Origin of the sequence: Trueperella sp. LYQ143, assembly GCF_046599595.1 — a bacterium.
Lineage (GTDB): Bacteria > Actinomycetota > Actinomycetes > Actinomycetales > Actinomycetaceae > Trueperella.
This window is the reverse complement of sequence record NZ_JBKIWR010000010.1, coordinates 14,292-35,425: the sequence shown is the minus strand read 5'-3', so window position 1 is coordinate 35,425 and position 21,134 is coordinate 14,292. Positions and strand designations below refer to the sequence as shown.

General features: G+C 54.8%; 18 protein-coding genes. 5 read left to right on the top strand and 13 right to left on the bottom strand.

Features of this window, described 5'->3' with window-relative positions; genetic code table 11:
- Window position 1: 1 nt before the first annotated feature.
- Complete coding sequence (locus ACLHIL_RS05020) at window positions 2-724, bottom strand: ABC transporter ATP-binding protein (protein WP_411296859.1); 723 nt, start codon at window positions 722-724, stop codon at window positions 2-4.
- 110 nt (window positions 725-834) lie between these two features.
- Between ACLHIL_RS05020 and ACLHIL_RS05015 the strand changes: the two genes are divergently transcribed.
- Window positions 835-2,196 (top strand): SOS response-associated peptidase family protein, encoded by a 1,362-nt coding sequence (locus tag ACLHIL_RS05015; RefSeq protein ID WP_411296858.1) that lies wholly within the window; start codon window positions 835-837, stop codon window positions 2,194-2,196.
- Between the two features lie 260 nt (window positions 2,197-2,456).
- A complete protein-coding gene (locus tag ACLHIL_RS05010; protein WP_411296857.1) occupies window positions 2,457-3,620 on the top strand; it encodes an N-acetylglucosamine kinase in 1,164 nt (387 codons plus the stop codon).
- A 30-nt stretch (window positions 3,621-3,650) separates the two neighbouring features.
- On the opposite strand, the gene ACLHIL_RS05005 is transcribed toward ACLHIL_RS05010, so the two are convergent.
- From ACLHIL_RS05005 to ACLHIL_RS04960, 10 genes are all read right to left on the bottom strand, one after another.
- The gene (locus ACLHIL_RS05005) at window positions 3,651-4,622 is read right to left on the bottom strand and encodes an acetylxylan esterase (RefSeq protein ID WP_411296856.1); all 972 of its coding nucleotides are present in this window, start codon (window positions 4,620-4,622) and stop codon (window positions 3,651-3,653) included.
- Window positions 4,619-4,828, bottom strand: a complete 210-nt coding sequence (locus ACLHIL_RS05000; RefSeq protein WP_411296855.1) for a hypothetical protein — start codon at window positions 4,826-4,828, stop codon at window positions 4,619-4,621. Before ACLHIL_RS05000 ends, ACLHIL_RS05005 begins: the two co-directional genes overlap by 4 nt.
- A gap of 158 nt (window positions 4,829-4,986) precedes the next feature.
- A complete protein-coding gene (locus ACLHIL_RS04995; RefSeq protein ID WP_411296854.1) occupies window positions 4,987-5,898 on the bottom strand; it encodes a MurR/RpiR family transcriptional regulator in 912 nt (303 codons plus the stop codon).
- A gap of 103 nt (window positions 5,899-6,001) precedes the next feature.
- Entirely contained in the window at window positions 6,002-7,207 is a 1,206-nt protein-coding gene (locus ACLHIL_RS04990; RefSeq protein WP_411296853.1) for an exo-beta-N-acetylmuramidase NamZ domain-containing protein, read from the bottom strand.
- On the bottom strand, window positions 7,204-9,879 hold the full coding sequence (locus ACLHIL_RS04985) for a glycoside hydrolase family 3 N-terminal domain-containing protein (protein ID WP_411296852.1): 2,676 nt from the start codon (window positions 9,877-9,879) through the stop codon (window positions 7,204-7,206). The genes ACLHIL_RS04990 and ACLHIL_RS04985 overlap by 4 nt, the downstream gene beginning before the upstream one ends.
- Entirely contained in the window at window positions 9,876-10,706 is an 831-nt protein-coding gene (locus ACLHIL_RS04980) for an ABC transporter ATP-binding protein (RefSeq protein ID WP_411296851.1), read from the bottom strand. Before ACLHIL_RS04980 ends, ACLHIL_RS04985 begins: the two co-directional genes overlap by 4 nt.
- Complete coding sequence (locus ACLHIL_RS04975) at window positions 10,696-11,598, bottom strand: ABC transporter ATP-binding protein (RefSeq protein WP_411296850.1); 903 nt, start codon at window positions 11,596-11,598, stop codon at window positions 10,696-10,698. The genes ACLHIL_RS04980 and ACLHIL_RS04975 overlap by 11 nt, the downstream gene beginning before the upstream one ends.
- Window positions 11,595-12,677: an ABC transporter permease gene (locus ACLHIL_RS04970; RefSeq protein ID WP_411296849.1), complete on the bottom strand. Its 1,083-nt coding sequence runs from the start codon at window positions 12,675-12,677 to the stop codon at window positions 11,595-11,597. Before ACLHIL_RS04970 ends, ACLHIL_RS04975 begins: the two co-directional genes overlap by 4 nt.
- On the bottom strand, window positions 12,670-13,665 hold the full coding sequence (locus ACLHIL_RS04965) for an ABC transporter permease (RefSeq protein ID WP_411296848.1): 996 nt from the start codon (window positions 13,663-13,665) through the stop codon (window positions 12,670-12,672). The genes ACLHIL_RS04970 and ACLHIL_RS04965 overlap by 8 nt, the downstream gene beginning before the upstream one ends.
- Window positions 13,666-13,738: 73 nt before the next feature.
- Window positions 13,739-15,418: an ABC transporter substrate-binding protein gene (locus ACLHIL_RS04960; protein WP_411296847.1), complete on the bottom strand. Its 1,680-nt coding sequence runs from the start codon at window positions 15,416-15,418 to the stop codon at window positions 13,739-13,741.
- A 449-nt stretch (window positions 15,419-15,867) separates the two neighbouring features.
- On the opposite strand from ACLHIL_RS04960, the gene murQ reads away from it, so the two are divergent.
- The gene (gene murQ / locus ACLHIL_RS04955) at window positions 15,868-16,788 is read left to right on the top strand and encodes an N-acetylmuramic acid 6-phosphate etherase (RefSeq protein WP_411296846.1); all 921 of its coding nucleotides are present in this window, start codon (window positions 15,868-15,870) and stop codon (window positions 16,786-16,788) included.
- A gap of 522 nt (window positions 16,789-17,310) precedes the next feature.
- Window positions 17,311-18,729: an alanine/glycine:cation symporter family protein gene (locus ACLHIL_RS04950; protein ID WP_411296845.1), complete on the top strand. Its 1,419-nt coding sequence runs from the start codon at window positions 17,311-17,313 to the stop codon at window positions 18,727-18,729.
- Window positions 18,730-19,155: 426 nt separating this feature from the next.
- Here the strand turns inward: ACLHIL_RS04950 and ACLHIL_RS04945 are convergent, their stop codons facing one another.
- On the bottom strand, window positions 19,156-19,770 hold the full coding sequence (locus tag ACLHIL_RS04945; RefSeq protein ID WP_411296844.1) for a hypothetical protein: 615 nt from the start codon (window positions 19,768-19,770) through the stop codon (window positions 19,156-19,158).
- A 202-nt stretch (window positions 19,771-19,972) separates the two neighbouring features.
- On the opposite strand from ACLHIL_RS04945, the gene ACLHIL_RS04940 reads away from it, so the two are divergent.
- On the top strand, window positions 19,973-20,107 hold the full coding sequence (locus ACLHIL_RS04940) for a hypothetical protein (protein WP_411296843.1): 135 nt from the start codon (window positions 19,973-19,975) through the stop codon (window positions 20,105-20,107).
- A 472-nt stretch (window positions 20,108-20,579) separates the two neighbouring features.
- Here ACLHIL_RS04940 and ACLHIL_RS04935 read toward each other — a convergent pair whose 3' ends face one another.
- The gene (locus tag ACLHIL_RS04935) at window positions 20,580-20,900 is read right to left on the bottom strand and encodes an antibiotic biosynthesis monooxygenase family protein (RefSeq protein WP_411296842.1); all 321 of its coding nucleotides are present in this window, start codon (window positions 20,898-20,900) and stop codon (window positions 20,580-20,582) included.
- Window positions 20,901-21,134 lie beyond the last annotated feature (234 nt).

Here is a 21,134-nt window from a genome sequence, read left to right as displayed (position 1 = left end):
ATCACCTCGTGGCTGGCACGGAATCGGAGACGATATTGCCGTCTTCCATCCGAATGATTCGATCAGCTACCGCTGCCGCGTCGCTATCGTGAGTGACCATGAGAACGGTTTGACCGAGTTCGTCAACGGCACTGCGCAGGAGCCCGAGGACTTCTTTTGAGGAGACGGAATCAAGATTTCCGGTGGGTTCGTCGGCAATGACGACGGCAGGGCGGCTCAGCAGGGCGCGAGCTACGGCGACTCGTTGCTGTTGCCCGCCAGAAAGTTCATGTGGGAAATGGTGGAGACGATCAGCTAAACCGAGATTGGTGATGAGCTGGTCGAACCAGGCGCTATCAATACGGGCACCGGACATACGCAAAGGCAATTCGATATTTTGCCGCGCGTTCATAGTGGGTAAAAGATTGAAACTCTGGAATACGTAACCGATCCGGTCGCGGCGGAATTTCGACAACGCGGTATCGTTCATCGCGGTAATATCCTCACCGCCAACGATAACCTTTCCGGAGGTGACGCCATCTAAACCGGCGACGCAGTGGAGGAAAGTGGATTTTCCTGAGCCGGATGGGCCCATGAGGGCGGTGAATTCCCCGTTGCGAATATCAATATTGACGTTATTGACAGCGACGACGGTTGCCTCGCCGCTGCCGTAGACCTTGGTCAGATTCATGGTGTGAATTGCCGGCTGGGATCCGGCGGATACTGTGTATGGAAAAGTGCTCATAGCGCCAGGTTAAGGCGGGTATGTGGGTGTACTTTCCGCCGTCGGTATGATTTTCGGGAAAATGGCTCGTGAGCTGGGCGCCAAATAATGGCATGTGCGACTTGAGGCGGATGGGGGGGGTAGCTCTTGTGCTGCTCTCGGCGGAGTATGCGGTGGCACGGCAGCCTTTGGGCGCCGACGTTGAGAGCACTAGGATGGATTGCGTGTGTGGCAGATATGCATTGTGGAGTGCGCCGGAGGAAATATGTGCGCACTTTGACGTGGAGCGCGTGGTTGACCCTATCCCACAGCCCTCGTGGAATATTGCTCCTAGCCAGCACATATCGGTGATTGTGGATAGGTTTGTTGAGGCTGGTCTTTCGCATAAGCAGCCCGTCAACCAGAATAATTCGATTCCAGGCCCGAATAGCCAGGTTGGCAACCAGGATAATCCGACCCTTCCCGCGAATAATTCGGCTTTATCGCGCACAATCCAACGCCAACTGCGGGCAATGGACTGGGGTTTTCTCCCGTCGTGGGCACAGCCAGAAACTCGGAACATGATAAATGCCCGCGCTGAAACCCTGACGGAAAAGCCATTTTTCAGAGAAGCGGCGGCGCTGTGCAGGTGCCTCATCCCAGCTAACGGGTATTACGAATGGCAGCGGGCAGCGCGGCAGGTGCAGGGGACGCACGGCTCAGCAGTGAAAATCCCGTGGTTTCTTTCCGGTGGAACGGATGATCCGGTACTGGCTTTTGCTGGGGTATGTTCTGTGTGGCGAGGTGGGCCAGACCAGCCGTGGCGGAGCACGGCAGCAATCATAACCAGACCCGCACCAGATGCGATTGGGCACATCCACGAACGCAGCCCACTGCTCATTCCGCAGTATATGTGGGATTCGTGGCTTGACCCGAGGAAAACGGATCTTATTGAAGTACGCCGTTTAATAGCGGATATTCCGCAGCCAATTTTCCAACCTCGCCTGGCAGCGCCGCAGATCGGCGATATTACCTATAACACCCCAGAAGCGGTGCGTGATCCGGCTATGCGGGCCCGCGTTGTTGCAGCGGCAATTATGCGGCATCGAAATACGGCCTCGGGCAGGAGGGTCGAACTACTAGCCGCCCAGCGTTCCTATCCAGAAGAACTGCGCGGAAAGTGGGAGTTACCGGGTGGAAAGATAGAACCAGGGGAAGAACCTCATCGCGCCTTAGAACGCGAGATCCGCGAGGAGCTCGGGTGCGGATTGTTCATTGAAGAACCAGTGCTCTGCCCGCAAAGCGCTGATGGTGCATGGCCAATTCTCGGTGGTCGGCAAATGTTGGTGTGGAGCGCTCAGGCAGATGGTCAGCCACAGGTTGGTTCCGGGCATATCGAGCTGCGCTGGGTTGATGAGCAAACGTATTCCGATCTTGATTGGCTCGCGCCAAACCGCCCTATCGTCGATGCGATTTTTCATAGCACGTGGTCGCAGACGATTCCTGGGTTGTAATTAATGTATTTTTAGGGTCTATGTGCTGTAGATTCTGTGCATATTGGCGGGGGATGTTCCAGTGCTACAACCCGTTGCCACAGCCGCATTTTTCCCATATAAGGAGATATTGCATAGTGGCATACGTGTAAAGAGATATTGGAATGTCGCTCTGTGCGTCAGTTATTAATAGGGATGCTGAGTGAACGCATTACCTTGAGCCGCATAGAGTAATGTGGATACCACATGCTGGCCATCTGAGCAGGGTAAAGGTGCTTTTTATGTCTCAGACAATAGCTTCTGAACGTGGCGTTGAGGTGTATCTTGGTGCGGATATTGGTGCGACGAGTTCGAAGGTTGTGGCGGTATCGAAGGATGGTCAGGTACGTGCCTACGCGCGCGGTGCTGGAGGTAATATTCGCTCGTCTGGGACGCGAGCTTTAGATAATATCTTTGACGCAATTGCTGACGTATGTGCTGCGCTCCCCGGCGCTACGATTCTTGGCGCACACCTGGGGATTGCAGGGGCTGGTCCGGCCCGCTGGGAACATATCAATGCGGAATGTCAGCGTCGCTGGGAGCAACTAGCTGCCCAGATAAACAGTCAACTAGCTACCGAGCTAAACACTGGGATCACCAATCGACTAGCTGTTGCGAGGGAAAGTCAGACAGGCGGCGGGATAACTCCCAAATACCACTTTGGCCCAATACGTATTTCCCAAGATCTCGACACCGCTTTTGCGGCAGCATCGCAGAGCGGAAATGGAATCCTCGTATTAGCTGGAACTGGAGCAGTTGTTGCTCAATATCAGAATTTTTCTCTGACCAGACGATGTGACGGAATGGGGTGGCTACTGGGCGATATTGGCTCAGCCACCTGGATCGGGATCCAGGCACTTCAGGCTGTTGCCGCCGCATTGGACGGGCGAGGACCGCAGACCCTGCTAACTCAGGAGGTTCTGAACCACTGTCTAGCAATACGCTGTGAACAGGAGCGATACTCGGATCAAGGCGCGAGGAAACAGGCTAATATGCCGATGGGCGCGGGTGCGGATGCTCAGGATCTGAGGCAAGATCTTATTGCCTACGTCGATCAGGTAAATCCAGCAGAATTTGGTCAGTTTGCGCCAATAGTGTGTGAGCATGTAGATGACGCAGTATGTGTCGAAATCGTATCGCAGGCTATTACTGGGATATGCCGTAGCGTCGCTGCCGTTTGCGACACAGAGGTGCGCAATGAGGATATGGTCTTGACGGGTGGATTGCTCTGTGAGGGTGGACCGCTTCGTGATCGGTTATTGGCAGAGTTATTGCGTCGGTATCCGGGGCTTCACCTATGTGATAGTGTGCCGCCGATTGTGGGGGCGCTACAGCTTGCGTCCGAAGGCCATCTAGATCGCACGGTTTTAACTGCCCAGATAGCTGAACATACGCCCTTTTCCTAAGCCCGCCTGCGCAAGAAGAACGTGAGACAACTACTTTTGAAGAATAGTTTGCGTCAACCACGAAAGTTGCCGGCGGATCTGGTAAGTACCCCCGCCCTCATGCCCATTGAAATGATAAACCGCTATCTCATGTGGTCCGTTGTACCAGTTTTTCATGGCGTAAACCGTTGAAGGCGGGCAGACCATATCCATTAGTGCGGTTGAGAATAATGCTGGTGCAGTAGCTCGCTTAGCCATATTAACCACATCAAAATAGGACAATGTGTGATAAACCGCTTCGCGACTATCGCGATTGACGGATAAGAACCGCACGATCTCCGCCCACGGTTGAGCTCCCGTCAGCCCAATTGAACGTTCGATATGGCATAAGAATGGCACGTCGGCCATAACTGCCCGAATATCGGGATGCAGGGCTGCCGCCGTGATCGCTAACGCCCCGCCCTGGCTTCCACCAGCAGTAATAATCTGTTGGGGATCAACATCAGGAATATGGGCGAGTGTGCAGACTGCGTGGTGAGCATCGGTGAACAACCGACGATAATAGTATTCGTCAGGATTGAGGATACCGCGCGTCAAACATCCGGACGTTGCTGGCCCGCCGCCGTCACAATCACGGGTGTTTCCTCCCGAGCCAAAGCCGCCACCTTGCCCCCGATTATCGACGATGAATTCCGCAAAGCCGGCACTGGCCCAGATGAGATTCTCTTCTGGGAATCCGCGCCCGCCCCCGTACCCAATAAAGCGCACGATGACGGGGTGAGGCCCAGGCGTAACGGGAGTGATAAGCCATGCGGCAATGGGTGTACCTCCAAAACCAGGAAACATCACATCTCGCACTCGCACGCTACGTAGGCGGCTCGGGTAATCCGTTATCTGAATGTGTTGCGGATCGAAGGGGTTTTCTGCGAGAGTTCGCCGCCAAAAGTCATCAAAATCCTGTGGTTCTCGCACCGTCGGTCGATATGTTTCCAACTGATCGAGACTCATATCAAAGAACGTCATGAGCATATCTCCTCATCTGCAGTTATATGAAACAATGCCGCGATAGTCTGATCTGTCACGGTGGATAAGGTCTTTGGAGAATACGTGAAAACGGATGCCGTGATGGTGAGATAGCTGAAAGATATGCAGCGGCGTTCGGGTATGCGCAGCGCTTCCCAATCCGAAGGTTGCTCACGCGCGAAGGTCTTACCAAAACGGAGCGTCACATAGTTTCCTAATATCTCGAGGCAGTGCCAGAGATAGGCGATTAAGTAGCTAAATTGTATTGGGGACGAAGCGTGTGGATGTGTGCCGTAGCAAAATACTTTGCCCGCCCACAAGCGCCGGATTGGAGGAGGAAAGACGGTGGCAGACATTAGTGTGCCTATTCCACCTTGGTATTAAAACGCTTCGAGGCCACCGCGCGACGTGTCTCATCAAGAGCGGAGAGGGATTGTTCGAGGCGTTTTTGGGCGACACCGACGAATAGGCAATCGACAACGGTGAGCTGGGCGAGGCGAGATCCGGTGGCGGCGGAGCGGAACGTCGTTTCCATTGCTGCGGTGGTTAATACATTGTCGGCTAAAGCTGCAAGGGCGGAGCGGGGGGAATTAGTGATAGCTACAGTACAGGCGCCGCGTTCGGCGGCGACGGTGAGGGATTCGATCGTGTCGGCAGTATTGCCGGAGTGGGAGATCGCAATGGCAACGGCATGCTCATCCAGCAGTGAAGCGGAAGTCAAAGCCTGGTGCGGATCAGTAAAAGCAAAAGAAATCATGCCGATCCGGTGCAGTTTTTGCTGAAGATCCATGGCCACTAGCCCAGAGGCTCCTACCCCAACAATCTCAATCCGGTTGGCAGCAATCATGGCATCTACGACTCGCTCTAATGTGGGTAAGGATAGGGATTTCGCGGTATCCTCCACTGATCGCGCGTCAGCATAGGCGATCTTCTCTACAGCAGATAACAGGGTATCTTCTGGGGAAATATCGGTATCACCATGAAATCGCTCTTGGGCTTCGGAACGGGCACCCAATTCCACGGCGAGTGCCAGCCGCAGTTGGGAGTAGCCGCCAGCGTGAATCTCTCGGCAAAAACGGACGATGGTGGTTTCTGAGACGCCAACCGCGTCAGCCAGCTCAGAAATCGTCATTGCGGCAGCTTTCTTTGGATGTTCCACAATGAGGGAGCCAACCCGTGCCATAGCTGGTTGCATACTGGGTAATAGACCACGAATACGGGTGGTGAGTGGCACGCGGTTGTTGACGAAATCTTCGGTGGAGGTCTGTGGTGTCACAGTTATCTCCCTTCTTTCTTTTCTGAGCTATTTCTTTGACGGTGAGCGCAGATTGTGCTGTTAGGTATGGTCAGCCAACACATATAGCCTCGTGATATTGGCATTATCTATGAGAGATAGCGTATTTGTCGCAGGAATAGAGTAATAATTCGGGGTCAATCCAATCTTTGAGTTGTTCGTCGTGGAGAAATTCGTCAATATCACGCGGTTTCATCTCTGCTAGACGGTTGCGTAGATGGCTGTTGCCCCACATGAGGTCAATAAAGTACGGCGTTTGGGGGCCGGAGTCTTCCCAGGTGGGTTCGTTCCAGGCGAAGTCGTGGCTGGCTAAGTGGCTCATGAGGTAAAGGGCGGTGCGCAAGGGGTGGATCGTATATGGATCGGTGACGTGGAGTTGTACGCCAGATATGGCTTGACCGGCCCATTTGCTCATGACGGGAGTGAACCATGTAGGGCGAAAACGCACGCCAGGCAGTTGGTAGGCGTTCAATTGTTCGGCAAGTTGCTCGCTTGCCCACGGTGCTCCAATTAGCTCAAAGGGGCGGGTTGTGCCGCGTCCTTCGGAGATATTTGTGCCTTCGCATAGCGCTGTCCCGTTAAAAACGAGAGCGCTTGTTGGATGGGGTAGATTTGGTGAGGGCATGACCCAGGGCAATCTGGTGTCTTTCCACAGCATATTGCGTTGCCATCCGCGCATTGTGAGGACGTGAAGATCGGCAGCGGGTCGTCCTAGTTGTGTGTCGTAGGCAGCAATAAAACGGGCGATCTCTCCAATGGTTAAGCCGTGTCGGATAGGGATATTCGCTCGCCCAATAAACGAGGAATATTCTGCCTGGCAGCCTGGCCCGTCTATCTGCCCGCCAAGTGGATTTGGTCGATCAAGAACGACGATTGGCAGGCCCAACTCGGCAGCGCTGCGCATAACGTCAATCATGGTTGAGGCGTAGGTGTAGTAGCGAGTTCCCACGTCAGGCAGATCAATGAGGAGGAGATCAATATCTAGTTGTGTGATCGCGGCTTGTAACTGAGAAGCGTTGAGGTGATAGGTATCAATAACAGGTAATCCGGTGCGTGGATCAACGGTATGGGATTCGGATTCTCCGGCCTGAGCGGTGACGTGTAAGCCGTGTTCTGGGCTGAATAGTGCGCACAGTGGAGCGCCGTCTTGCCATAATGCCTGAGACGTTAAAGTGAGATCGCTCGTTACAGCCGTATCGTTGGTGACTAATGCCCACCGTGTTCCAGGCAGTTGGCGTAGATCGCTGCGTAGAACGTCAATACCTAACTGAATTTTCGGTGCGTGGCTCATAGTGTGCCTCTCGTGGAAATTCCCATAGTGTATCCGCGATACGTGCCGCTTTCGTGGGTGTGGAGGGTGTGGAAGCCGAGTTTGCGATAGAACGCGACAGCGCGGGTATTGCGTGCGCCCACTCCAATTGCGATACCAGGGGCGAAAGGGGCAACGGCTTGCCGGAATGATTCAATGAGTTTTGAACCCCAGTTGCGACCTTGGACGACGGGCAGCATGTCGATATGGAATTCAGCAGGGTAATCCGTATGCCAGGGGGCTACCATCGACTGTGGATCGTAGCCTTTAGCGATGAGTGCGCGCTCGCGTGCGGGAAGCTCTGCGCTAGGTAGACCGTAACGGCGGCGCAAATATGCGATCCAATGTGTATCCCACCAGCGGGCAAAGTCTGGCACATTAGCGACGCCGACGATATACCCAACAGCTTGACCGTCAACGTCAAGAATATGAACTAGCTCGGGGGCGTACTCCAGGTAGGGGTAGGTGTATATATCGGGCAAAATCTGTTCGTTGACATATAGGCCGGTAGCGTCAGAACCAGAATCGCCGGTGCGGATACAGATATTGCCCAGCGCCTCTCGATCTGCGTGCCGATAGGGGCGAATGTGTATGCGAGGATCGCCGCCATATTGCAGATCAAGGAGTGCTGTAGTGTCCTCGCTTAGTGGGCCGGCCGAGTTATGAGCTGTGTAGGGGCTGGCACTGAGGCGGGGATCAAGAGTGGGAGTGGGTAATTGAACAGGGGTGGATCCGAGCGCCGCGCCGGCGATGAGGACATCGCATAAGGCGCGGGCCACGGCAGGAATATCCCCGAAAGTGAGTAAGGTTGGGATCCCGCGCGGGATGAGCATGGAGTCGTAGGGGGAGCGCGCACAGATCACGAGGTCCACTCCGGCTGCGATGTGTTTTTGCACCTGGGCGGCGACATCATCACATCGCCACGCATCGCGGATAATCACAATGCGTTGTGGGCTGGTGTCCCGCTGAATACGATCTGACGTGTGAGTGCCTGACGGCTGGTTGGCGGATTGTATCGGGTCGTCGAATTGGTGACAGGTGACGGAGAAACCAGCGGCGCTGAGTTGTGAGCACAGCTCTGCGGGGACGTCTTCAACGCCGCGACCAATACTCGGTGGAAGCCGATCATGGGAGATATGGATGGGGCGTTGCGGATCAAGCCGAAAACGTGCGCTGCGTTCTCGCCAAGCGATAGCATCGCGGATCGCTCGAAAGGCTGTTCGGGAATGTTTTGTGCGCGTATCTATTTCCGCCGCTGGGTTGAGTGCAGGTGCCGTTGGCGGGGTATGCGAAACGAGTGTTGCTGGATTGTTCAGTGATACGTCGGTTGAGGTAGGCGGAGCTACTTGAGATGGGCTGTGGGAAATGCGGTACGGCTCATTTGCCTGGGTGCCCGATTCTGTTTGAGTCTGCGATGTGCTAAAGGTTTCGGGGTAGCTAGTGTGATGGGTGTGCGGCTGCATCGCACACGATGGCTCAGCGAAAAGTCCGAGTCGTTTTTTGAGTTGGATAATACGGTGAGCCGAGGAGCGAAGTGCGGATTCATCCAGTTCTCCGCAGTCAACCGCATGCACAATTGCGGTGATTGCTCCAAGCGGATCACGTGGCATGAGTAGCTGATCGACACCGGCAGCCAGTGCCTCCACGCAAGGATGTTGGGCGCTTCCTGGGAGGTGGGCACCACCCATATCGAGCGCGTCGGTGATGATAACGCCAGTGAAACCAAGCTGGGTTCGCAAAATATCGGTGATGATTGGTCGGGAGAACGTGGCCGCACCCCCGCGCGGATCCAGAGCTGGGGCGGCCAGATGCCCGATCATCACGGCGTCTACGCCAGATGAAATAGCGGCGGCAAACGGAAGGACCGCAGCTCGTTCCCACTCCTCGCGTGTGGTCACGAGCTGCGGAAGCTGTGAATGTGAGTCAACAGTGGTCTGGCCGTGCCCGGGGAAGTGTTTAACGCAGGTTGCGAGTCCGGCGTCGTGATAACCGGCAATAGCGGCGGTTACTTGATCGGCCACAATATGCGGATCAGAGGAGGGGGAGCGCAAACCAATAACCGGATTGCGGGCTTCGCTGTTAACGTCGGCATCTGGCGCATACACATGATTAATGCCGACGGCACGTAGCTCCTCACCGGAACAGCGAGCCAGATAGCGGGTGCGTTCCAGGTCGGCTAAAGCGGCGACTGCCATCGCGGAGGGCCATCGGGTGGCAGGCTCTCTCATTCGGGTAACAAGCCCGCCTTCTTGGTCAATGCTGAACAGGAGAGGCGTCTGCGAGCTGGCGGCTAATGTGGCAAGTGTTCGGCGGATTTCTTCGGGTTGCGCGCCAGCGTCACCAACCGGAAAATAACATACCCCGCCGATGTGATGCTGGCTGATAAGGGCGGCAACATCGTCCACGCTATCGGAAAAACCATAAGCTCCATCCGTATGATGGCCGACGGAGACGCACAGCAGTTGCCCAACAACGCGGGCTAGCTCCCAGTCATTTATATCCGGGCAGGGCGGCTGCGTGAGGGCATTATCGGGCTGGCACTTTTGCCCGGTAGTGCCCACGTCGGGGCTATCTGGCGCTGCATAAGATAGCGAATCTGCGGCGGATGATGGCTTGCCGTTCGGTTCGTGTGCCTTTCCGACTGGCGAGCTCATGATTGCCCCGCAAATTCGTGAGCAATTTCGGCGCGCAGCTTGCCGTGGTTTGCCGGTTCTGGCGCGGCGGCAAGCAGAGTTTTTGTGTACTCATGTTGTGGATGAAGGATGACCTCGTCGGACGGACCGTATTCGACAATATCGCCCTTGTACATCACCATGATCTCGTCGGAAAAGTGCCGTGCGGTAGCTAGATCATGCGTGATATACAAAACCCCTAAATTTTCTTCGCGTTGCAAGCGGGCCAGGAGATTGAGAACGGACAACCGGATAGACACGTCCAACATGGACACCGGCTCGTCGGCAATGAGATAAGACGCACCGGGGGCAAGTGCCCGGGCAATGGCCACGCGCTGCCGCTGCCCGCCAGATAATTCATGGGGGCGACGCCGTGCGATATCGGCTGCTGGTTCCAGATTAACTCGAGTGAGTAGCTCTGCCACGGCGTGCTCAACCTCGCTGCGGGTACGTGCTTTTTTATGAAGCCGCAACGGGCGTTCTAGATGGTGAGAGATGGAGTGGAACGGGTTAAGTGAAGCGAATGGATCTTGGAAAACCATTTGCACCTTGCGCAGATAATCATTTGCTGCTCTGCCGTGAACAGTGGATTCAATCCCGTCAATCGTTATCGAACCGCTAGTGGGTTTTTCCAGACGTAAAATCATTTTGGCGATTGTTGATTTACCTGATCCGGATTCCCCAACGAGTGCAATTGTTTTTCCAGGTTCTATAGTGAAAGAGACGTCTTTGACGGCATGTAGCGTTGATGAGCGCAATCCTTGCCGGATTTTGAAGTCTTTACTGACATGGGTCACGTTAAGCGTCATGTCTGCCTCCTTCTTCTCCGCTACGAACGAACCCGCCACGCTCCCCGAATAAGGATGGGAAGGATCGCAGGAGCTTCTTCGTGTAGTCGTGTTGAGGATTTTCGTAGATGTTGCGGGCTGTGTTCAGCTCTACGATCTGCCCATCTTTCATGATGGCTATTCGGTCGGAAATTTCTAGGAGCATGGGCAGGTCGTGGGTGATAAAGACGACGGCGAAGTTGAATCGTTCACGCAGGCGCATGATTTCCCGCAGAATTTCACGTTGCACCACGACGTCAAGTGCGGTGGTGGGTTCGTCCATAATCATGACTTGTGGGTGTAGTGCCAGCGCCATTGCGATCATAATGCGCTGACGCATTCCGCCGGATAGTTCGTGTGCGAAGGCGCTGAGTCGAGCGGGATCGACGCCGACGAGTCGGAGTAATTCTTGCGAGGAGGCCAGTTTTTCGGCATTGCTCATCTGGGGGCGGTGTGTGGAAAAGACGTCAAAGAGTTGCCGTTTGACGGAGATGACGGGATTGAGGGCGTTCATTGCACCTTGAAAAACCATTGAGATTTTATCCCAGCGGAAGGCGCGCAGTTCTTCGTCAAGTAGTCGGGTGACGTCAATATCTTCGCCGGATTGGTCGTGGAAGATCACCTCGCCACTATTTAATAGGGCTGGAGGTTTGAGAAGGCGAGTCATGCCGTAGGCAAGGGTGGTTTTCCCGCAACCAGATTCGCCTGCTAATCCAAGGATTTCACCGCGGCATAGCGTGACATCGACGTTGCGAACTGCATGGACGGGTGGATCGACTTGATAGGTCACGTTGATGTTGGTTGCGGTCAGTACTGGAGTGTGGGTGGCCAGATATTCCGCATGATCCGGTGTGGTCAGTGGGGTGTAACTCATGAGGACCTCCCAGAGGTGAGTGAGCGAGCCGCGTGTGCGGCATTTTTGCGCTCGCGTCGCAGTTGCTTTTCCGCTTTGCGAATTTGACGTACCGCGTGGGGTGCGTTGCGGAGTTTCGGATTGATCGTCTCGTCAATGGCGAAATTAATAAGGGATAGCCCGCAGCCGAGCAGGGCGATCATGAGTCCAGGTGGTACGAACCACCACCATGCTCCGACGTGGAAAGCGTTCTGTACGGAGGCTTGGTTGAGCATTGTGCCCCATGTGATTGCGCCGGAAGGTCCGAGCCCAAGGAAAGAGAGTCCTGCTTCTGACAAGATGGCTAGCACCACTGCGGAGAGGAATTGTGCGGTCAGTAGTGGTAGGAGATTTGGCAAGATCTCAACGAGGATAATGCGGTGGGTGTGTTCGCCGGATACTCGTGCGGCAGCAACATAATCCCGATTTCTTAAGGATTTTGCTTGGAGTCGTAGCACGACGGCCGATCCAGCCCACGAGGTGAATCCGAGAACGAGGGCGATCATCCACATGGAACGACTTTCCAAGTAGGAGGCGATAACAATAACGAGGGGTAAACCTGGGATGACGAGCATGATGTTGGTGACGAGAGATAGTAGTTCGTCAATAAGCCCGCCAGTGTATCCTGCGACGATGCCGAAGAAGAGGGATAGGCAAACAGCAATGAAGCCAGCAGTGAGCCCGACGAGGATTGATCCGCGTGCGCCTTCAGCGAGTTGTGCCAGTAGATCAGCTCCGAGGTTATTTGTGCCCAGTAGGTGTTCGCCTGATGGGGGGAGGAATGTGCCGGCGGTGTAGTCGCGCGGATCTTGGGTGAAGAATTCGCCGAAAATGGCGAATAGTAGGACGAATGCTGTCAGGATGATCCCGAGTCCGAGTTTTACATCGAGGCGGGCATATCGGCGTTTGCGATGTTTTGTTTGCTGCTTAGGGGTGCCGGTTGTTACGGCGTAAGCCGTATGCGGGTGAGTAGCTTCGGTTGCGCTATGCGTCCTCTCCTTGGTGTTCGGAGTCGTGTCGGGCGCGGGAGTTGGCGTACTGAAATTTTTGTAGTTAGACATTGCTTCGTGCCCTCGGATCAATCAGACCATAGACCAAGTCCATGATGAAGTTGGCAGCTAGGACCGTTACGGTGATGACCAGGAATACGCCCTGCATGAGGGCGAAGTCTTTATCTTGTACGGCATTAATCATGAGTTTTCCGATGCCGGGGTAGGTAAAGACTTGTTCCATGACGATTGAGCCGGCGACGACGAATCCTAAGCTGATACCAAAGGCTGCCATGGAGGGCAGTGCCGCATTGCGGGCGGCGTACCAGAAGAAGATGCGGGATTTGCGCAGTCCTTTTGCTTCGGCGGTAACGACGTAGTCTTCTGACAGTGCGGAAACCATCATATTGCGCATACCAAGTACCCATCCGCCGACGGAGGCGATGATGATGGTTAGGGCGGGCAAGATCGCATGGTAGATGGCTGATTGGATGAATGGCCAGGACATTTCGGGGCCGGCGGGGAAATCTCGCAGTGAATATCCGCCGATAATGGGGAACCATCCCAATGCAACAGAGAAATAGGCGACGAAGATAAGGGCAAGCCAGAAGTAGGGGACAGATTGGAGAAGAGTCATGCCGGGGATAAGTGCGTCGGCTTTTGTGCCGCGTTTCCATCCGGCATACGCTCCAATACCGACGCCAAGGATGAAAGAGATGACGGTGGCGGTGCCAACGAGGATAAGTGTCCAGGGTAAGGCGTCGGCGATGAGTTTTGTGACTGGAGCGGGAAATTTGGTAACGGAGACGCCCAGATCTCCGTGGATGAGATTGTTCAGATATTGGCAGTATTGATCCCAGATTGACATATTGCTCGTTCCGAAAACGAGGTCAATGGAGCGTTCCATAGCTGGGGTGATTTCGCCGCCGCGGAGCATGAGTTTTTCGATGAATATGCTGCGCGGATCTCCGGGCATGAGACGCGGGAGGAAGAAGTTGAGGGATACCGCTGCCCAAAGAGTAATGAGGTAAAAGGTGACACGCCGCAGGTAATACTTCACGGTTTTAGTCCTTTCACATCCGCTGGTGAATACGCGCAGAGGGGTCTGCACAGCAGACCCCTCTGCAGTGCGATTACTTGTAGGTCAAGTGCGAGAGCACGTAGCTTGCCGAGATGCCGTCCCAGGATGCGGGGAAGGCGTAGAGGTTATCTTTTGTCGGCCAGCCGTCGAAGTCGGCTTGGTTGTAGAAGGTCTGGGAGCCGCCGTGGAACATCGGAATGTAGGGCAGGTCATCCAGGATGGCTTCTTGGATCTCGCCGTAGGCTTGTTTCTTCACTGCTTCGTCGTTTGTTTGGGCGGCGCGGGCGATTGCCGCGTCTACGACGGGGTTGGAGTAGCGAGCAAAGTTTGTCTGCTTGGGCTCAAGCGGTGTACCGACAGCGGTGGTGTAGTTTGTTGTGAAACAGTTGCGGTAGATCGTGTATGGATCTGAGATCGGCGTTCCGAAGAGCGCGGAGACGATCATTTCGTACTTTCCGACCTGACGCATATCGGTGTACTGGTCGAGTGTGACGGTTTCGGTGTGTACTTCGATGCCGGCTTTCTTGGCGTGTGCTGCCATGAGTTCGGCAGCCGCATTGGAATCGCCCCAGCCTTCGACGGAGGCGAGCTTGAAGGAGGCGCGTACTCCGTCTTTGGCGTAGATGCCGTCAGCACCGAGGGTATATCCGGCATCTTCGAGAACTTTCTTGGCTGCGTTGACGTCGGCATGTTCTGGTAGGCGGGTTGGCAAGCCGTCTTTGATCCAGTGGTCATCGCGTCCAGGCAGGGTGAAGGTTGGGGTGTCGATAGTGGCGTGACCGTAGTATGCCTTGTCGTTGATTTCTTTGCGGTCAAGCGAAAGTGAGAAGGCTTTGCGCACAGCTTTGTCGGTCTGGGCACCCGTACACCCTAGTTGTGCGTTCGAGCAGGTCAGGACGGTAATAGGATTGGGAGACATGAGGAGGAGGTATCCGAGACGGTTGTCTGCTTGAAGCGGAGCGGGGTCGGGTACAAACATTGTGGAATAGTCGAGTTGCTGGGCTTTGAATAATGATTCAGCCGAGGAGTTTCCGTTAATGCCGAGGTATTGGACTTTGTTGATTTTTGGTCGCTCGGGATCCCAATACTTCGGGTTTGCTTTCATGGTGTAGGAAGCGTCGGTAAAGGTATCAAGCATAAATGGGCCAGTGCCGACGGGATTATCTGTATTGGCGAATGTGACGAGATCGCTCAGCTTGCTAAAGATGTGTTTGGGAACGATGTAGTTAGCGCCGAGGAGTGCATATTCGTTGGTGTATGAGGGACTTGTGAAGGTCAGCGTGACGGTGGAGGCGTCTTTACTGGTTACGGAGTTGATGTAGTCGAGTTTTACGGCGTCATTGGTAAAGGAGTAGATGACGTCATCGACGGTGAAATCTTGCCCGTCGTTCCACTTAACTCCGCTGCGGATTTTAATGTCTAGGGACATGCCGTCGTTAGACCAGGTGTAGGACTCTCCGAGGAGCGGGATGGGGGCTTGCGCGACTGCTTTGTTGTAGTAGAACAGTGGCTCGTATAGCGAGCCGAGTGTGCCTGCTAGGGAGGTGGGTGAATAGGGGTTGAAGTTGGCTACGATGGGGGTTTGTGCGCCGGCGAAGATCGCGAGGGCGGGGCCATCTGCTGAATTGTCGTTGGATTTGCTATCGCCGCCGCCACAGGCAGCGAGCATGGCGACTGCGCTGGTTGCTGCGATTGCGCGGATGAACGTTTTCCATGACTTTCTCGAAAACATCTTTGTTCCTCTCGAAAATGAAGCGCCTTAGATCGCGCTGTAGATCTGCGCTGTGAGGGTGCAGTGGTCGTGCGTGGTTGTTGGGCGTTGACGCACTGCGCGCTCGATGTCTGACCTTAAAAACGAGTCTAGAGAGTGAGATATATCGCGTCAAGTATTTACGTAGATTTCTTTCATTGGTTTATAAATTTACATCGACCTAGAAAGAGTATGCGTCCTTAAGGAGAAAAGTTTGATTTTGTAAGGGGAATGTGTGCGCGATCAGAAAAATAGATGAGCTGACAAAAAGTCGTTGACAGGAATTAGGGTCCTGATGTTTAATGGCGGAGAACTCGTAATGTAAATAATTTACATTACGAATAGGGGTGAAATCCGGTCATATCTCGATCCACAAGGCCGTGGAGTGGGGTAATTACCGCGATAAATGACCGATGGAAGTGGAGTGCAACGTGAATTCACAGACGGATCATCACGATATGCTCAACGGATACACCACCGAGATGGTGGATCCCCGATTTACAGAGCTCGACCTGCTCTCCACATACGAAATGGTCCAGGCAATGAATGAGGCGGAACAAGAAGTGCCTCGGGCGGTAGCCCGTGCTGGGCGCGAGATTAGCCAGGCAATCGATGCAATTGCGCCACGGGTGCGAAGTGGCGGGCGTATGTTTTACGTCGGGGCTGGAACCCCAGGGAGATTAGGAGTGCTTGATGCTTCGGAATGTCCGCCAACTTTTTCGACCCAGCCGCACGTGGTACAAGGAATTATTGCCGGTGGGTTCTCCGCATTAACTCATGCAATTGAAGGGGCGGAAGACGATGAACAAGCGGGCCGGCAGGATTTAGTCGAACGCGCAGTCAATCACACGGATGTGGTGATTGGGATTACCGCCTCAGGGCGCACCCCTTATGTGTTAGCGGCTGTGGAATACGCCCGAGAATGTGGCGCGCTTACCGTGGGAATCTCCTCAAATATCGATGCGGAATTATCCCGTCTTGTTGACCATCCAATCGAAGTAGTTGTTGGCCCAGAAATAATTTCTGGTTCTACCCGACTCAAAGCTGGATCGGCTCAAAAGCAAGTTCTCAATATGATCTCAACCCTGACAATGGTCAAACTTGGCAAAACCTACGGCAATTTAATGGTGGACGTCGCGGCATCTAATGAAAAGCTCCGCGCGCGGGCACAAAATCTTGTTATGCGCATTACTGGCGTGGGGCGCGAGCAGGCTATTCGCGCTTTGGAGTCAAGCGGTGGTGACGTGAAAACGGCGGTGGTGTGCATTGTGCGCGGGGTTGATCCGCGTCGCGCTCGCGAGCTCCTGGTGCGTGCCGACGGGTTTTTGCGGTCGGCAATTTCGTCGCAGTGAGCGTCGGCATCTCGGTATGCGTCGCCGCTAGATGCGTAAGGTGTGTGGGGCGTCGGTTGTGTCGCGTGTTCTCACTCAAATACGGAGTATTTCGGTTTCTTTCTATGTCAAGATTATGTGGAATTATGCATACACATTGTGCCGGCGTTGCGTCTCTACGTAGGCAGGAGATGCTGTTTTCCTATCAACATGCTTGACGGATGAGCCGCGCGTAAAAACTCCTGCCCTTTGTGTTGTGTGCGGATGAGCTGGGATGTTAATGAATACGGCTCTCTTTGTGAACAGGTGCGAAGGGTTGTGCCGATGAGTGGGCGTTCTGATGCCTGAAAAAACGAAGAGATGTCAACGGTGGTATTCATGGTGTCCGATATATGGTCCTCGCGTCCATAGAGTGGATAGGAGCGGGGAGAGTCCTTTATATTGGCAAAATCAATATCGCGACACTACTACCACGTAACGGTATTGACGGTAGGCGCCGACTGGCACGGTAGCGTGCCGCAATGTCTGAGTGAAAGGACGCCAATGGAAACGATCAATTCAGCACTTTCTACGATTAGTTCCTATCTCTATTCCTACGTCCTCATCGCTCTCTTGATTTTGGGCGGATTGTATTTCTTCATTCGCACAAAGGCCGCGCCTCTGCGGCTATTCGGTGATTCGATTAAGGTCATCGCGGAGAAGCCACATGAGGAAGAATCGCTGTCGTCATTTAAGGCACTTATGGTGTCAACGGCGTCGCGCGTCGGTACTGGCAATATCGTGGGTGTGGCAGTGGCCATCGCTATCGGTGGTCCTGGTGCCGTTTTCTGGATGTGGGTTATCGCCACTATCGGTGCAGCTTCTGCGCTGATTGAATCCGTCCTTGCCCAGATTTACAAGCGTCGGGCCGATGACGGGCACTCCTATGGAGGTCCGGCTTGGTATATCAAACATGGTCTGAAGCAAGGCTGGCTCGGTGGAGTTTTCGCCGTCGTTTTGATCCTGACGTACATGGGTGGCTTCAATATGCTGGCCTCCTACAACGTGGTCGGCTCTTTCGGTGCCTACAGCTTCTTTGAGCACTCTTGGGCGAAGTACCTCCTTGGGGCAATCTTGGCTTTGGCGATGGCGGCGTCCATCTTCGGCGGAACGCGCAAACTGGCTGACGTTACCGGCGTGCTTGTCCCCATTATGGCCATCATCTACTGTGTTGCTGCCATCATCGTCATCGGGATTAATATCGACAAAGTTCCCGACGTGTTGAGCGCTATTTTCAAGGGTGCTTTCGACTTTGAGGCGATCTTCGGTGGTTTCGCAGGATCGGCCATGATGCAAGGAATCAAGCGAGGCTTGTACTCAAACGAAGCTGGTATCGGTTCAGCGCCTAACGCCGCTGCTTCCGCGTCGGTTTCCCATCCGGTCAAGCAAGGCCTGGTGCAAATGCTCTCCGTCTTTATTGACACGATGATTATTTGTACCTTCACTGGTTTCCTGGTGCTCTTCACCGGCAAATGGGCAAACCAAGGGGAGGATCCCAGCGGTGCAGAGATTGTGCAAGGCTCTTTGCAGACGGTATTCGGCCATGCGGGCGTGTACCTGGTGACGATCTCCCTGCTGCTCTTCGGCTTTACCACGTTCTTGGGCAACTTCTACTATGCCGAGATTAATTTCCGTTACCTGCTCGGGCGCTTGCCGAAGCAGGCAGAGATCTACGCATTCCGCGCTTTGGCCTGCCTCTTGGTGTTCGTTGGTGCGTTCGCCTCTTTCGATGTGGCGTGGAATACCGCGGATATTCTCATGGGCCTGATGGCGCTCATCAACATTCCGGTTATTATCTTGCTGGGTAAGCACGCCTTGCGCGCAGTCGAGGATTACCACCGCCAGCGCAAGTCCGGTAAAGATCCACATTTTACGGCGGAATCTATCGGCATGGATACCGGCGCGTTGGATTACTGGAAGTAAATCTGGCGTAGCGTAGAAGCACATGGTGTAGAAGCAGGCGGTGGAGATACGCCGCGGATAGCCACTGTTTTCTGGGTAGCTGGAGCGCTACTCGCCGCTCATGCACAAGCGAGGGAGTCAAAGCTGTGTGAGGAACGCAGCGGAGAGGCGAGAGCGCTACTGAGAGAGCGAAGTAGTAAATCACCTGTGTGCCTGGTTTGCTGGGGTGTGAGAACAATTTTCACCCCAGCAAACCAGGCACATTACGTTTTTCTACGCCAGGGGTGCTGCCACATGTACGATTGCGAGATGAACGGGGCGTTAGCCCTGGTAGGCGCGCTTTGTAGTGGCACTGAGCTGGCGGCAGCGAAAGCAGATACCCGCAGATAGGGCGCTAGTTTCGAGGCGGTCAATGGTTTCGCTCTTGCGTGAGGTGATCGCACCATTTTATTGACGGCAGATAAGTGCCGCCCCGCCTGCTCCGAGGCTAACCCCAATGAGATTAACGTAGGTATCGGCACGGTCGTAGCCGCGCCCAGGAATCCGTGCTTGCAGGTGCTCGGCGAGCAGAGCATGGAGGACGTTGCCGAGCACTGCGCGAGTGACTTGCCTGCGGGAGGAAAAGGCACAGGCGGCGGTGAACGTCGTTGCGGCAAAGATGGTGCCGTGAACGAATTTATCGGTATGCGGTGGAGCACAGCGCGCAATTCGTAGCAGGGTTGCGCGCAGGCTTGCCGCCAGGCTATCGGGGAGAGCTGTACCGGCAGGTGTAGCTTGCGTGGCGGAGTGATCTGCCTTTGCAGATGACGATGGGCCGCTTGCTGGTATATCTGAGGATCCCGATGGGGTAGGGGTAGATGGTGTGAGTGCGGGTGAGTCAGTAGCGGCAGGATTGGCGCTCTTGGTGGGCGGGTGAGATATGGCAGGATTGCCAGCACTATTAGGCGCGGCCGCCGTCATTCCTGACTCGTGTGCTTTCCGAGCGGGAAAAGGCATATAGAGCAGGGCTATTTGACCAGCTTGCGCACAGGCATAACCGGCTAACCACATGGAGCGACGCATGAGTATCCTTTCTTGAGCCCGAGCCCTGCGGCTTTATCTTCCTCTAGCGTGCCAGATATATCAGAAAATCTCATGGTTACAGTTAGGGTGAAGCCGGTGAGATGAGTTGAGTAGAGCGCGCGAGCAGGAGCGCGTGTGAGGCGTGAAGCGGTGAGCTGAGAAGATCGTGGTGTTTATGGACGGCGCGGGTGAGGTGTGAACGGTGCCGCGAGGAACATGCGCCGGCAACACATCGCCGACGCATCAATCACCGACGACCACGCGCCGACGAACGACCGCCGCCGAGCACATTATTGCTAAGCGCATTACTGCTGAACACATTATTGCCGAACGCTGACGCAATACCCTCAAGCAACGATTATTACCTACTGCCGCCTACACCTGGCCAGATGCGATAGAGAATAGAGAGCGCCGGCAAGGCTCACATGCACACCGACAGCAGGCACGTAGCTACCCAGCGCGCCCTGACGCCCCCTGACGCCTCTTGCCCAACAGCACCCGCCTGGCAGTGCGCCCCAACGACGCGCACTCAACAGCGCGTACCCAGCTATATCTTGTGTAACAGCGTGTTTATGAATAGCCGTTATAACAGCGCACATCCGCCAACGGGGTAGCCAAAGCGAAAACCCGCAGTACGAGCCGCAGCGCCAACGCCCCTTAGACCACTACGCCACGACCTCGCCCGACCACTACGCCACTACATGCCGCGCTACATCGCAACAGCCCAACCGTTCAGCCTTTGCCACAGGCCAGCGTTGGAATACCACTATTTCGCAGTATCGCTGCAATGTATTGCAAAACCGTAGCTATCAGTTTCCGGTATCGGTAACCGCCACGGCATAGCGGCGAATTACCGCGCGCGCATCGACGCCTTTCGCGGTTGGCTCCCCAGGCTTTGGATGAGACTGCGAGAAATGCGAGGAATCCAGCCACTGCTGGAACGCATCTTCGTCACGCCAACGGGTGATGACGAGCCACCGATCATCGGCAGGTTCCGTCGGACGGCACAACTCAAAACCTTCAAAGCCATCGAAATCAGAAAGCCGACGAGAATTCTCAGCAAACTTTTCGGCTACGCGCTCGGCACGCTCAGCAGGAACAGTAATTTCATTGGTCACAATAATGCTCATAGGGCGAGTCTAATCTGCGCGTGAGCGCCTCGGGCAGAAAAACCACAGCTTCTACCCCAGGGTTGCCCTCACCTCGTTATCGTCGGGATATTCCCCACCTGCGCTTGCCCGCAAAACGGCGGCACAGAAGAAAAGCGCAGCTAAGAACCTGCAAAGCGCGTGACAGCGCACAACACGTAACAGAGCACACGACGCCTCATCGCAGCAGCGCTATCGGTACACCGTGCCAGCACA